This is a genomic window from Parabacteroides caecihominis (assembly GCF_023656785.1).
Taxonomy (GTDB): domain Bacteria; phylum Bacteroidota; class Bacteroidia; order Bacteroidales; family Tannerellaceae; genus Parabacteroides; species Parabacteroides segnis.
In genome coordinates this window covers 99,181-113,180 of sequence record NZ_JAMOKS010000002.1, presented here as the reverse complement: position 1 = coordinate 113,180, position 14,000 = coordinate 99,181, and the positions used below count along the sequence as shown (strand labels likewise).

General features: G+C 40.5%; 10 protein-coding genes. 6 read left to right on the top strand and 4 right to left on the bottom strand.

The window, feature by feature from the left end:
• Positions 1-10 precede the first annotated feature (10 nt).
• Together NBH14_RS01570 and pnp are read right to left on the bottom strand one after the other, a co-directional pair.
• Positions 11-1,951 carry a sensor histidine kinase gene (locus tag NBH14_RS01570; RefSeq protein WP_250817077.1) on the bottom strand — a complete coding sequence of 647 codons (1,941 nt, stop codon included), beginning with the start codon at positions 1,949-1,951 and terminating at the stop codon, positions 11-13.
• A 239-nt stretch (positions 1,952-2,190) separates the two neighbouring features.
• Entirely contained in the window at positions 2,191-4,422 is a 2,232-nt protein-coding gene (gene pnp / locus NBH14_RS01565; RefSeq protein WP_186958130.1) for a polyribonucleotide nucleotidyltransferase, read from the bottom strand.
• Positions 4,423-4,625: 203 nt separating this feature from the next.
• On the opposite strand from pnp, the gene NBH14_RS01560 reads away from it, so the two are divergent.
• The 3 genes from NBH14_RS01560 (at position 4,626) to NBH14_RS01550 (ending at position 6,856) form a co-directional block, all read left to right on the top strand.
• The gene (locus NBH14_RS01560; protein WP_044214987.1) at positions 4,626-5,783 is read left to right on the top strand and encodes a TlpA disulfide reductase family protein; all 1,158 of its coding nucleotides are present in this window, start codon (positions 4,626-4,628) and stop codon (positions 5,781-5,783) included.
• 195 nt (positions 5,784-5,978) lie between these two features.
• On the top strand, positions 5,979-6,449 hold the full coding sequence (greA, locus tag NBH14_RS01555) for a transcription elongation factor GreA (protein ID WP_009860750.1): 471 nt from the start codon (positions 5,979-5,981) through the stop codon (positions 6,447-6,449).
• An 11-nt stretch (positions 6,450-6,460) separates the two neighbouring features.
• Positions 6,461-6,856, top strand: a complete 396-nt coding sequence (locus NBH14_RS01550; RefSeq protein ID WP_186958131.1) for an HIT family protein — start codon at positions 6,461-6,463, stop codon at positions 6,854-6,856.
• Between the two features lie 210 nt (positions 6,857-7,066).
• Here the strand turns inward: NBH14_RS01550 and NBH14_RS01545 are convergent, their stop codons facing one another.
• Together NBH14_RS01545 and NBH14_RS01540 are read right to left on the bottom strand one after the other, a co-directional pair.
• Complete coding sequence (locus NBH14_RS01545; RefSeq protein ID WP_186958132.1) at positions 7,067-8,164, bottom strand: PspC domain-containing protein; 1,098 nt, start codon at positions 8,162-8,164, stop codon at positions 7,067-7,069.
• Positions 8,165-8,176: 12 nt separating this feature from the next.
• Positions 8,177-8,503, bottom strand: a complete 327-nt coding sequence (locus tag NBH14_RS01540; RefSeq protein WP_009860753.1) for a PadR family transcriptional regulator — start codon at positions 8,501-8,503, stop codon at positions 8,177-8,179.
• 316 nt (positions 8,504-8,819) lie between these two features.
• Between NBH14_RS01540 and NBH14_RS01535 the strand changes: the two genes are divergently transcribed.
• From NBH14_RS01535 to NBH14_RS01525, 3 genes are all read left to right on the top strand, one after another.
• Positions 8,820-9,386, top strand: coding sequence for an RNA polymerase sigma-70 factor (locus tag NBH14_RS01535; protein WP_186958133.1), 567 nt, complete (start codon positions 8,820-8,822; stop codon positions 9,384-9,386).
• A gap of 66 nt (positions 9,387-9,452) precedes the next feature.
• A complete protein-coding gene (locus NBH14_RS01530; RefSeq protein ID WP_186958134.1) occupies positions 9,453-10,406 on the top strand; it encodes a FecR family protein in 954 nt (317 codons plus the stop codon).
• A 315-nt stretch (positions 10,407-10,721) separates the two neighbouring features.
• Positions 10,722-13,991 carry a TonB-dependent receptor gene (locus NBH14_RS01525; RefSeq protein ID WP_250817075.1) on the top strand — a complete coding sequence of 1,090 codons (3,270 nt, stop codon included), beginning with the start codon at positions 10,722-10,724 and terminating at the stop codon, positions 13,989-13,991.
• The last annotated feature ends 9 nt before the right edge of the window (positions 13,992-14,000 follow it).

The window sequence follows — 14,000 nt, the reverse complement described above, 5'->3', positions numbered from 1 at the left end:
GTCCTTTTTGTCAAACGGTTTCGATATCCGTAACAATATTTTCCGGTTTGAGCGGTAGAATAACGGTGAAGTGGCTGCCTGTACCCTCTTCTGAGCTGACGGTGATTTTTCCGCTGAAACGTTCGGTTATTACTTTACAGATAGAGAGGCCTAGCCCGGTACCTTTGGCAAACTCGTCCAGTTTGGTAAAACGCTCAAATACGGCGGCTTGTTTTTCTTTCGCTATGCCTTTACCCGTATCTTCCACAAAGATATGTACCAGCCGGCTTTCGGGATTAGATGAATAACCAACCTTTATGTATCCTTCACAAGTAAATTTAATAGCGTTATTGAGGAAGTTTGTGATAACCTGCATTAGGCGATGTTTGTCTGTGTAGATAGTTACAGGGTTTTTCGGAATGTCTATGAGTAATTTTACTCCCGAAGGCATCATCATCTGATAAGTGCTATATATATTATGTACTAACTCGCTCAGATCATAATTGTCGAAACTGAAAGCCATGCGTCCCGACTCGATGCGCGAGAGATCCAGAATATCGTTGATCAGTTTAAGAAGCAAATCGCTGTTCGTATTAATCAACTCCAGGAATTGTGTCCGCTCTTCCTTCTCAAGATCTATATCTGTGTTAAGCAAATTGGAGAACCCGACGATAGCATTTAGCGGCGTACGTATCTCATGACTCATATTGGCAAGGAATGCCGATTTCATCTGATCGGACTCTTTGGCTTTTTCGAGTGCGACTTCCAGTATCTTATTCTGTTTTATCAGGTCGTGTTGTGCCTTCTTTTTATATTTCTCTTCCCGTATGTACATTTTGCCCAGCAAAGATGCGATTACGATAATGGTGGCAAATGCTATCCAGGTGAACCAGGTTATAGCCGTTTTGTGGTGATCTTTGAACGGCATACCTATAATACGTGCATAAGCGGGGATTTCATCTATCGTCATTCCCCATGCTTTTGCGGTTCTCCATAATATAATATGTTCTTTTGTGCTTTCCTTTACAGTTATTTGGCTGACGGCTGTTCCGGTCAATATTCTTGCGGCAGATTGTGCCTGCTCTCTGGCTTGTATTTCAATAGAAGTCATATAGCCGCCGATATATCTGCTCTTGCTCCCCGGACTGTATTGTATAGGTTCGTTATGGGCCGAAAAACTAGGATAATGAACGAGGGCGGACATGGATTCTGATGTATAATCGTATTTAATATCCAAATAAGTGGATTGGGTTTCCATTCCGGATAGATTAGTCAGAATACTGACTCCTGGTAATAGCCGGAATGAAGTGAATTGCACCCAGGCTAATTGGTCCGGTTTCAGGGGGATTGTAAAATCCGAGCCGTCCTTTGTTGAGTCCGTAAGTATCTGAATTGCTTCCTGGTCTTTTTCACTATAACCCTTGTTTCTTTCGCTATTCAGTTTTGAACGTATTATTACAATCTCTTTATGTGGCTTTATTTGTTTCATTACATCGACAAACGACTGTTTGCCGAGGACTGTACGGTCATATGCTATACGTACCGTCAACTGACCGAAAAGAGCATGGATAAATTCTATGTTTTTCACAAAATCCTGCTTATCATACCAGCCGGTCACGTTGGGGTGCTGCTTTATCAAATTCCAGTTTGGATAATTGACGCCGGCGAAAACGATCGGAATCTTTTTTATGAGCGGATGTTCGCAGCCCAGTAAACTGTAAGTGGCCTGGTCGTCGTTTACCAGAATAATGTCCGGTTTTATATCTTGTATCGAGTCAATGTAGTTATACATTCGTTCGCGTTCGTCCTTATCGAGGTATCGTTCGCAATTCAGATAGAAGGTATGTATGTCAGCATTTATTTGTTGCTTATCCAGTTCTTTGATTAATTCTTCATTGAAAACGGCATAATTTTCCCTTCCTTCTTCAAATGAATGAATAAGTACAATCCTCTTTCTTTCCTTCGTAGGCATTTTACAGCTGTAAACGAACAGCAGTAGGGGAAGAGTGATTAAAATAAGGAAGATACTCCTTTTCCGTTTGTACATTTGCTACTTGATTATCTGGTCGCAAATATAATGATTATTCGTTAAAACAAATTGAAAAACATGGCTTATCTCTAATAGAGGTATTTTTATTTCCGGATAGTACAAAAAAAGAGCTAGCCTTCGCAGGATAGCTCTTTATATATAATGTATAAGAAAGTTGTCTATTAACGATCGTTACGGTAGTTACGGTCTCCACGATCTTGGCGAGGACCACGGTCTCCGCGATCTCCACGTTCCGGTCTCGGACCTCTTTCCGGTCTTGGCGGACGTTCTTCGTAACCTTCCGGCTTCGGAAGCAACACTTTACGTGAAAGTTTGAACTTACCTGTTTTAGCGTCGATGTCTACCAGTTTTACCTGGATTGTATCACCTTCTTTCAAACCTGCTTGTTCAACTGTTTCCAGACGAGCCCAGTCGATTTCGGAGATATGAAGCAGACCGTCTTTGCCCGGCATGAATTCAACGAATGCACCGTAAGGCATGATAGAAGAAATCTTTCCTTCGTATACTTCGCCGATTTCAGGAACGGCAACGATACCTTTGATCGCTCTGATAGCAGCATCGATCGTATCTTTGTTTGTTCCGGAGATTTCGATTTTACCTACACCGTCAACTTCTTCAATTGTGATAACAGCACCGGTCTTTTCCTGGATACCCTGGATAATCTTTCCACCCGGGCCGATCACTGCGCCGATAAATTCTTTACCGATCGTCATTGATTCGATGCGCGGAGCGTGCGGTTTCAGTTCAGCACGTGTTTCCGGCTGAGCTTCCATGATTTTACCCAAAATGTGCATACGGCCTTCTCTTGCCTGAGCCAATGCGTTTTCAAGGATTTCGTATGACAGACCGTCTACCTTGATATCCATCTGGGTAGCTGTGATACCGTCTGCTGTACCTGTTACCTTGAAGTCCATATCTCCCAGGTGGTCTTCGTCGCCTAAGATATCCGACAGGATAGCATAGTTCTGACCTTTGTTTTCAGAGATAAGACCCATTGCGATACCTGAAACCGGTTTCTTCATTGGGACGCCGGCGTCTCTCAGAGCCAGTGTACCTGCACAAACAGTTGCCATAGAAGAAGAACCGTTTGATTCGAGGATATCGGAGATTACGCGTATTACATATGGATAGTTTTCCGGGATCATACGCTTCAAAGCGCGGTGGGCCAGATTCCCGTGGCCGACTTCACGACGTCCTACGCCACGTGATGCTTTTGCTTCACCGGTTGAGAACGGAGGGAAGTTATAATGTAATAAGAAACGTTCTTTGCTGTGGTTCAGTACGTCGTCAACCATCTTTTCGTCGGCTTTGGTACCGAGTGTAACAGTTGTCAGCGACTGGGTTTCGCCACGTGTGAAAACTGCTGATCCGTGAGGTCCCGGAAGATAATCCGTTTCGATCCAGATCGGGCGGATCTCCGTTGTTTTACGGCCGTCCAGACGTTTTCCTTCGTCAAGGATAGCGCGGCGCATGGCTTCTTTCTCTACATCGTGGTAGTAACGGCCGATCATTTCGGCTTTAGCTTCCAGTTCTTCTTCAGAGAAATTAGCTTTATATTCTTCTATGATTGCCTGGAAAGCATCGAAACGCTGGTGTTTGTCCGTACCCGATGTTGCAACGGCATATGCTTTTGCAAAACATTTGTCGTGTACGTCTTTACGCAGTTCTTCGTCGTTTTCTTCGTGGCAGTATTCGCGTTTAACGAGTTTGCCGCAAGCTTCCGACAGTTCAAGCTGAGCCTGGCACTGTACTTTGATAGCTTCGTGTGCAACCTTGATTGCATCCAACATGTCTGATTCCTGTACTTCAGACATTTCGCCTTCAACCATCATGATGTTGTCGATTGTTGCAGCAACCATCATATCGATGTCTGCTTTATCCAATTCAGAGAATGTCGGGTTGATAATAAATTTACCATCAACACGGGCTACACGTACTTCAGAAATCGGTCCGTTGAAAGGTATATCTGAAACAGCCAGGGCAGCAGAAGCTGCTAAGCCTGCCAATGCATCCGGCATGTCTTCACCGTCAGCAGAGAACAATATAACGTTTACATATACTTCAGCGTGGTAATTGTCCGGAAATAACGGACGCAAAGCGCGGTCAACGAGGCGCGATGTCAGGATTTCATAATCGGAAGCTTTTCCTTCTCTTTTTGTGAAACCTCCGGGAAAACGGCCAAATGCGGAGTACTTTTCTTTGTATTCAACTTGCAGCGGCATAAAGTCAACACCGGGATTTGCATCTTTAGCGGCACAAACAGTAGCCAGCAACACAGTGTTACCCATACGTACGGTAACCGCACCGTCCGCCTGTTTTGCCAATTTCCCGGTCTCGATGGTGATGGTTCTTCCATCAGCCAACTCGATCGTCTTGTTAATTGGATTAAGCATAATCTTCTTTCTTATTTTTCTATCTGTAAAAATTGGTGCAAATGTAATGAAAGTTTACCTGTAAACACATGAAAATGAAAATAAAAAACATCAGAAAAGCCCTTTTTTATAAAAATAAAAGGAAGATTTTGAGAATAATAGTGCCACAATTGTAAAATAATGTATATTTGCATCGGAATTACGAACATTGTAAAGAAAAAAGGATGAAACAAATATCTGCGCAATTACTGGTTATTTTCGGAATTTGTATGCTGTTGTTTACTGCATGTAACAAGGCATCGGATTTTACAGTGAAGGGAGTTGTATCCGGAGCCGACGGCCAGACAATGTATCTGGAGAATGTGGGCATATCAAATATCGAATTGTTGGATTCGGTGAAACTGACTGCTGCCGGTAAATTCAAGTTTACCCATAAACGTCCGGAATTTCCGGATTTTTATCGTTTGCGTCTGAATAATCAATTGATAAATTTTGCGATCGACTCAGTTGAAACGGTTACTTTTGCTGCTGATGCCGGAACGTTTGCCACTTCTTATTCCGTTGAAGGATCTGAAAACAGTAAAGCGATCAAAGCGATCACCCTGGCACAGTTGGATGCGAACCAGGCGATCGGTCGTTTACGTAAAGAATATGAGGATAAGCATATTGCAGATACGACATACCGTGCAAGAATCCTGGAAACAGCAGAGGCTTATAAGGATGTGGCCCGTAAATATATTTATGCAGCCCCGATGTCGACAGCAGCTTATTTTGCTTTGTTTCAGCAGATCGACGGACTATTGTTCTTTGACCTCTATGACAGAAATGATGTAAAGGCTTACGGAGCAGTGGCTACCAGTTACGATCATTTCTATCCGGGAAGTCCCCGTTCAAAACATCTTTACAACCTGACTTTGCAGTCTATGAAGGTGCTTCGTGCACAGCGTCCGGTAAATCTGGATGATGTGAAAACGACTGAAGTGAGTTTTCTGGATATCGAATTGCCGAATCTGAAAGGGGAAGTGGTTAAGCTATCTTCTGTGGCAGAAGGAAAGCCGGTTATTATTAATTTTACAGCTTATCAGGCTGAATGGTCCCCGGCATTGAATATGGCTTTGGGTGAATTATATACGCAGTATCATAGTCAGGGCTTGGATATTTATCAGGTGTCTCTGGACTCTGATGCTCACTTCTGGAAGAATGCGGCTTCAAACCTACCTTGGGTAGCTGTTCGTGATCCGCAGTCTGTCTACTCTCAGATAGCCGGATTGTATAATGTGAAACAACTCCCGGCGATCTTCATCCTTGACCGCAAAGGTAATCTGGTTAAACGGGTGGATGACGTGAAAAATCTGGCAGCAGATGTAAAAGCTGTACTTTAATATAGTACGCTAACAATCAGATTTATATGTTGTAAAGCACTTGTGAGGGTTTGTGCATTTTGAAAAGATGTCTTATCTTTGCAATGTCTAAAATAAAGAGAAAAAGGAGTTCCGGCCAGGTTGTTGGTCGGGATTCTTTTTTTATTATGTAGTAATAAATATTAATTTTTAAATCAATAATTAGGAGGATTTAGTATGGCTGTTAGTTATATGACAGAAGACGGCTACAATAAGATTTTAGCTGAAATCAACTATTTGGAAACCGTGAAGCGTCCTGAAATTTCTGCCCAGATTGCTGAAGCCAGGGATAAAGGTGACTTGTCTGAAAATGCAGAATATGACGCTGCAAAGGAGGCTCAAGGCATTATGGAAGCAAAACTGGCCCAGTTGAAGGGGCTGATATCTAATGCACGTCTGATAGATGAATCACGTGTTCAGACTGACGAAGTTCAGATTCTGAATAAGGTGAAGATCAAAAATACGAAGAATAATATGGTAATGACATATACATTGGTCTCCGATTCGGAAGCAAACCTGAAAGAAGGAAAGATTGCCGTGAGCACACCGATTGCAAAAGGACTGATGGGAAAGAAAGTCGGAGACGTGGTGGAAATCAAAGTTCCGTCCGGATTGATGACTTTTGAAATAATGGATATATCAATTTAATACAATAAGATATGGCAACAATATTCAGTAGAATAGTGGCTGGCGAGATACCCTGCCATAAGGTTGCGGAAGACGAAGAATTCTTTGCCTTCCTGGATATTAATCCGGTTGCAAAAGGGCATACTTTAGTGATTCCGAAGAAAGAAATTGACTATGTTTTTGATCTGGAAGACGCATTGTTAGGGCGAATGATGGCTTTTGCCAAGCGTGTGGCCCGTGCTCAGGAAGCGGCTATTCCCTGCAAGCGTGTAGGGATAGCTGTAATGGGATTGGAAGTGCCTCATGCACATATCCATTTAATCCCTATAACAAAGGAATCGGATATGTATTTTGGAGGTGAAAAAATGACAATAACTCAGGATGAGTTGGCGGTGGTAGCTGCCTTGATAAGAAAAGCGTACAAATAATTGACTAAAGGCTTTTTTTATTGGAAATAATACGTATATTTGTAACCACTATTTCTGCTTAGTTTTAAAACGGCAGAAATAGTGGTTTTTTAAATGATTCATTAGTGGTTTTTACTCATAAATTTGTTAACCTTAGAAGAAAGGCCCCTCTGAGACAGAGCGGCCTTCTTTTTTTAAACACACAAATTATAAACAAATCTTTTTATCTCCCTATATATGTATTGAAAAATTAGAGTTATGCCATAGGTACGGGCTAAGCGCCGGTAAACCTAGATTTACAAAGTAAATAATGCTTCCAATAAGAGCAAGTATCCAAATGACGAACAAAGTCCATTTTGCCGGATTAGGCAGCGGTTTTAAATTGAATAATTGTCCGAATATGGCAAAAAGCAATGCTATTGCAGGTATTCCGATCAGTAAGATGATGCCGATACAACCTAAAACCGCCATATAAACGGGGACTCCGCTGTAGAGATCCATTCCGAAAGGAGAAAGTTGGTATAGCATTCCTGCACCTCCTCCAATCAGGGCTACCGTTACAACAAACAGTATAAATACAACCAGCAAAAGAGGAGGGAGCAAAATGATACCTGCCAGGACTGCTCCGAATTTTAAGAGAAAGCCGAATACCGTGACAAACAGATCAGCTATTTTCTGAAAAAAACTTCTTGGTTTATCTGAACTTATATAATCGTTTACGTTATTGCTGACTTTTTCAAATCCGTCGGTGACGGTTTGTCCGATGGTTTCAAGCGTTACGCTTTTACCCCTCATGATCAATCTGTCTGCGGCAGTTCTGGCCAACGGCATGACCATCCATAAAACAATATATAGTATAGCCATCCAATGTACGACCGGAATGAATAACAGCAGGATCATCGCCAGTCTGACGGCGGTAGCATCCCATCCCATATAGGCCGCAATACCGGCTGCAACACCACCGATTACCCGGTTATCCGGGTCACGCATCAGCTTCTTCTTGCCGGTAATGACCTGTTCCTGATAAGTCCGCTTCTTAGCGTTCTCTTTTTCTTCTTCAGCCTCTTCCTCAAATATCTCTTCCGGTTTACCCATACGGTTGATCACCTCTTCTACATGTTCGATCGTGATCACCTCATGTCCCAGGCGTACCCGTTCACCGAACAACTCCGAAATACGCATTTCGAAATCATTCATGATCTCCTCGGAACCTTCTTCTTTACGGAAATGTATGCGTAAATTAGAAAGATATTTATCCAGTAACTGGTATGCATCTTCGTCAATGTGGAAAACAGTTCCTCCCAAATTAACTGTAAGTGTCTTCTTCATTGTTTTCTAATTTTAATTGTTTCTGATGTGGTTTATCGTATCATTTAGTTCCTGCCAGGAGTTTTCCAGTTCACCGAGGAATTCTTCCCCTTTCGAAGTGAGTTGGTAATACTTACGGGGCGGTCCCTGCGTAGACTCTATCCACTGATAACTTAACAGTTCACTGTTCTTTAAACGGGTCAAGAGCGGATATAAAGTACCTTCTACTACAATCAATTTTGCTTCTTGTAACTTCTGAATAATGTCAGAGGTGTAAGCCGGCTCTTTTTTGAGAAGCAACAGGATACAATATTCCAGTGTCCCCTTTCTCATCTGTGATTTTACGTTCTCTGCATTCATCGCTTATAGTTTTATGCTGCAAATATATGCATTGCCTGTGTACTATGCAATGCATGCTACTGTAATTATTCTATTTTAACATCTGCTGTGTCCATACAAAATGAGACATTTGGAATAACATTGATTTCGTTTGTGATTGTCGCCAATTATTTTTAATATTGCAATGTATTGTTTATCTGCCAGGTTCTTGGATGGTTATTTGTCGTTTCTTTATACGTTAATTCATAAAGAAATAAAAATCAGACAATAAATCAAATGATATTTAGTGTGTTATAATGGAGTAATATAAATTAGAACAGTTTCTTAGGAGAAAACCATGAACGATAAATCAGAAATACAAGAGTTGGCTAACCTGTTTACCAATTATCAGAAAGGATTTATTTATTTTGCCTATTCCTTTATCGGGGATCAAATGGCTGCTGAAGATATTGTGTTAGAGAGTCTGATGAATTACTGGGAAAACAGATATAAACTAGCACCGGATTCTAATATTCGTGCATATATACTCACTGTAATAAAAAATAAATGTTTGAATTACTTACAACACCAACGAACACGGGAAGAAGCTGAATCTTATATTCAGGCAAGTGATATGTGGGAGTTAAATCTGCATATATCAACATTGGAAGCAATAAATCCGGGAAAAATATTCTCTGATGAAATTCAGAAAATTGTGGACGAAGCTTTAATTACTCTCCCTGAGCAAACCCGTATAATTTTTATGAAAAGCCGTTATGACAATCTAAGTCATAAAGAAATAGCCGAACAAATGGGATTGTCTACCAAAAGTATTGAGTTTCATATAACAAAAGCGTTGAAGGTTCTTCGGATAGCTTTGAAAGATTATTTTCCGGGGTTTCTTCTTCTGTTGAAACTTTTCTAAAAAGTTTATTTTCTCGTTAGGGATGTCCCGACTTTATCTGTTCTTATTATATACACATGAAAAGCAATGGATAAAGAAATTCTATATAAATTTTTTGACAGGCAGGCTACTGCGTCTGAAAAAAAGGAAATCGAACAATGGCTGGAGGAATCTCAGGAAAACAGAGAAAAGCTTTTTGCCGAACGCGAATTCTTTGCGGCTATGATTCTGTCGGGAAAACTCCGGGAAAAAGATCTAGTTGTAGAGAACGGCAGGAAGCAAAGAAAAATAACATTTCAGTCTAGGGCTGTACTTCGCGAACTATGTAAGATAGCCGCTGTTATTGCCATAACAGTTTCCATTGGATTGTTTTTCTTGCAACAAAACGGAGGAGACGCTATGCATACTGTTACTGTCCCCTCAGGACAGCGGGCCAACCTGACTTTACCTGATGGTACGAAAGTGTGGATGAATGCAAGAACTGAAATACAATATCCAGGTGTGTTTTCAAAATCAAAAAGGGAAATCAAATTAAATGGTGAAGCTTATTTCGAAGTGAGTCATAATGCCAAACATCCTTTCATTGTCCATACAAATAAATGTTCAATAGAAGTATTGGGTACCAAATTTAATGTTGAAGACTATGCTGACTCCAAAGACTTTTCTACTGCTTTGATGGAAGGTTCTGTGAAAGTATCGGATAATAGGCAGGATAAAAATACGCTTATATTATCCCCCGACCAGTTGGTAATTCTTAAAGGTGGAAAACTTATTGCTAAAGATATTACAGATTATGATTATTATCGGTGGCGGGAAGGTTTAGTCTGCTTTAAAGATGTAGGGTTCGAGCAATTGATGCATCGTTTTGAAAAATGTTACGGGGTTAAGATCGTTATTGAAAATGATAAATGGTTGGAATATGGTTTTACCGGCAAATTTAGGGTTTCGGATGGAATAGATAATGCTCTTAAAATATTACAGAAAGAAGCTCCGTATTCTTTCAGAAAGAGCGCAGACGATTCAGTGATTTATATAAAATAGTAATAACTTAAAAACAAGATGCCTATGGTATAAGAACAGCTTTATTGACCTTAAGAAAAATGCCGACAAGTGGGGCAACACTTATCGGCATCGACTAACACACTTATTATTAACTGTATTAATCTCAAGAATTACAAAGATATGAATAAAAATTCTTTGTCGGAGGCTCATTTCCAAAAATGGCCACGCAGTAAACACTTTTTTAATATTATGCGAATTACTACATTGTTATTATTCGTACCCGTTTTCTGTCTTTTTGCAGAAAAAATTCATTCCCAAAATGTACTTTTTACAATTAAAAAGAACAACGTTCAATTGGAACAAGTCTTTAGTGAAATAGAAAGACAGTCTGATTTCCTGTTTGTCTACAACAAGAATATCAATGTGAATAAAAAGGTTTCAATAGATGTAAAAGAAAAATCTATAGTAGAAACTTTACACAGGCTATTGAATGGTACAGACTTGAAATATGAAGTAGAAGGTTCTTATATTGTTTTATCGACCAACAAAACTTCATCTGTGAATCCAAGTGGTGTAGAGCAAAACGAGAAGATCGTAAAAGGGAAAATAATTGATGATAGAGGAGATCCTTTGTCTGGAGTCGCTATTTCCGTAAAAGGGACTAACCTGGGTACAATTACAGACCTGGATGGTAATTATTCATTAAAAGTGCCTGATAACAAAGCGATCTTGCGGTTCGTCTTTCTGGGATTTATTCCTCAGGAGATAAATGTAGGCAACAAAAGAATAATTGATGTAACTCTACAGGAGGATATGCTGCAATTGAATGAAGTTGTGGTAGTAGGCTACGGTACGACCAAAAGAGCAAATCTGACAGGAGGGGTTTCCACTGCCGACGCGACAACTTTCCAATCTCGTCCCGTACAAAATGCGACGACAGCTTTGCAAGGTCAGGTTCCCGGTTTGACTATTACCCGAAGCAGCGGGGCTCCTGGTAGTACGGCTAAAATACGCATTCGCGATATATCTTCGATTAATGATGGAAGACCGTTAATACTGATTGACGGTGCGGAAGGAGATTTGGATTTGATCAATCCAGCCGATATTGAATCTGTATCAGTGTTGAAGGATGGTACCGCTGCTATTTATGGTGCACGTGCTGCAGATGGTGTAATACTCATTACAACTAAAAGTGGAAAGAAAAATCAACCATTGAAAGTAACGTTAGATGCATTTTATTCTGTGAAAACACCAGCTTTGATGAAAAAGACTGTCAATCTGTATCAGTATGCCTCAATGGGACTAGAGATTGCCGATGGTTCCTGGACGCCGGAGTATTCCGCAGAAGATCTTCCTTTGATTGCTGCAGGTAGTGACCAAGTCATTCTCAATGGTATCTGGGGAGAATATCCTAAATGGTATAAGTCTCAGAACTGGCGTGATCTGACCGTTGGTAACGGTCATCTCCAGAATTACAACTTAAATCTTACAGGAGGTGGCGATAAATATTCTTATATGATTTCGTTGGCCTATCAGAACGAAAAAGGGTTACCTAAATTTGGAGTGGACAAAGAAGATCGGTACTTCATACGAGCTAAATCGAATATTCAGATTGTAAAAGGGCTTGATTATGAGTTAAATCTTTCTTACGGAGCAAGTGACAGATTGGTCTCAAGTGGTATTAACCAGGGAACTGACAATTTGTGGGAGTTAATGTATAAAGCTCGTTGTTGGCAACCTATGTATAATCCGGCAGGTGGATATTATACTTTTCAAGGTTATACTAATCCCGCACAAGCAGTTGAAGAACACGGTAATACGACTAAGACTACAGGTAATTTTACTTTTAATAATAGTCTGAAGTGGGAAATTCTCAGTGGTTTGAATCTTATTGGACGGGCTATCGTAAGTAAAAATGACGGGGATGAAAATGAAGAAAATAAGGTTGTATATGTACGAGACTGGGACAATGAGATAATGCGGGGAACGTATTTCCCAAACTGGAACCAGCGCCGGTATCAAAAAACATTATATAAGAATTTTACATTATATGCCGAATACAAAAAAAAGTTTCGTGAATTACATGATATCGGGGTAATGGTGGGAGCTGCTAACGAATCGGCAGATTATGATAAATTCTCAGCCCAGCGTGTCAACTTTACACAGCAGGAGATAATGTCATTACCTTTGGGAAGTACAGAAAACCAATTAGCGTTAAGTGAAGGTTATGCGTGGACAATTAATTCTGTGTTTTCAAGATTGAGTTACACGTTTGCCGATAAATATATTATCGACGGTGTACTACGTGCGGATGCTAGTTCCCGCTTTGCAAAAGATTATCGTTGGGGATATTTTCCGGGAGTTTCAGCTGCATGGCGTTTGAGTGAAGAAAAATTTATAAAAGAAGCGGGCATATTCGATGACCTGAAACTGCGAGGTTCCTATGGTGAGATGGGGAATCAGTCGGGCATCGGTTATTATGATTATATTCAACTTGTTAAAATCGAAGGAGCTAAAAACTATCCTTTCGGAGATGGTACGAAAGGACAATTAGCCAGACCCGGTAATATGGTATCAACTACACGAACATGGGAGACGATTGCATCCACAGACATTGGTATGGATTTCGGTGTATTACAGAATCGACTGTATGGTTCATTCGACTATTTTTGGAAAACAAATAAAAATATGCTGATCCCAATCACTTATCCGACTGTGTTGGGGACTGATGCCCCAGCCACGAATAACGGCCGTCTTGAGATTAAAGGTTGGGAAGTCGTATTGGGTTGGAGAGATAAAATAGGAGACTTTGAATATTCAGTAAGGGCTAGTTTGAGTGATGCAAAAAATGAAATAGTAGAAAAAGGAGGAAAAGATAATCCTGTTTTAGGCTTGAACTATAAGGATAATGGCTATCTTAATGGTTATCCGTTGGATTCGTATCTGGGTTACATGTTTGACGGTATTATCCAGAATGAGACGCAACTGGCTGAGTACAAAGCTCGTTTCCCTAAAGGAGGTATTCCCGGTAATATTGCTGTAGGTGATGCTATGTATAAAGATTTGGATGGAGATGGTGTTTTATCTGTTTCGGGAGATGGAACTCCTGGGGCGGGTGATGCTGTTTATTTGGGTGACAGAAATCCTCGCTATAGTTTTGGATTTAATTTTAATGCTTCATATAAAGGTTTTGACTTAGCTTTCTTCTTGCAAGGGGTTGCTAAACGTACTACTTTTTTAGAGGGCGCGGCGCGGATGCCATTTCAGGAATGGTTCTGGGATCCTCTTGAATATTGGTATGGTAAAACATGGACACCGGAACGAACCGATGCCAAATATCCAGCTATTACGCTTCAGGATAAGCGAAATTATAATTATCAATACTCTTCGAATACTAGGCATAATGCAGCGTACATGAGGATGAAAAACTTGCAGATTGGTTACACTATCCCTAGTAAAATAACCGAAAAGATGAAAATAGAGAAGGTTAGATTCTATTTTAGTGGTGAAGATTTGTTTGAAATTCATAATGTTCCGGGAGGATGGGATCCAGAGAGTGACGGAGGTTCCAATTCCTATCCTTTTACCCGTAATTTATCATTTGGTATCAATGTTATTTTTTAAAGGAGAAAA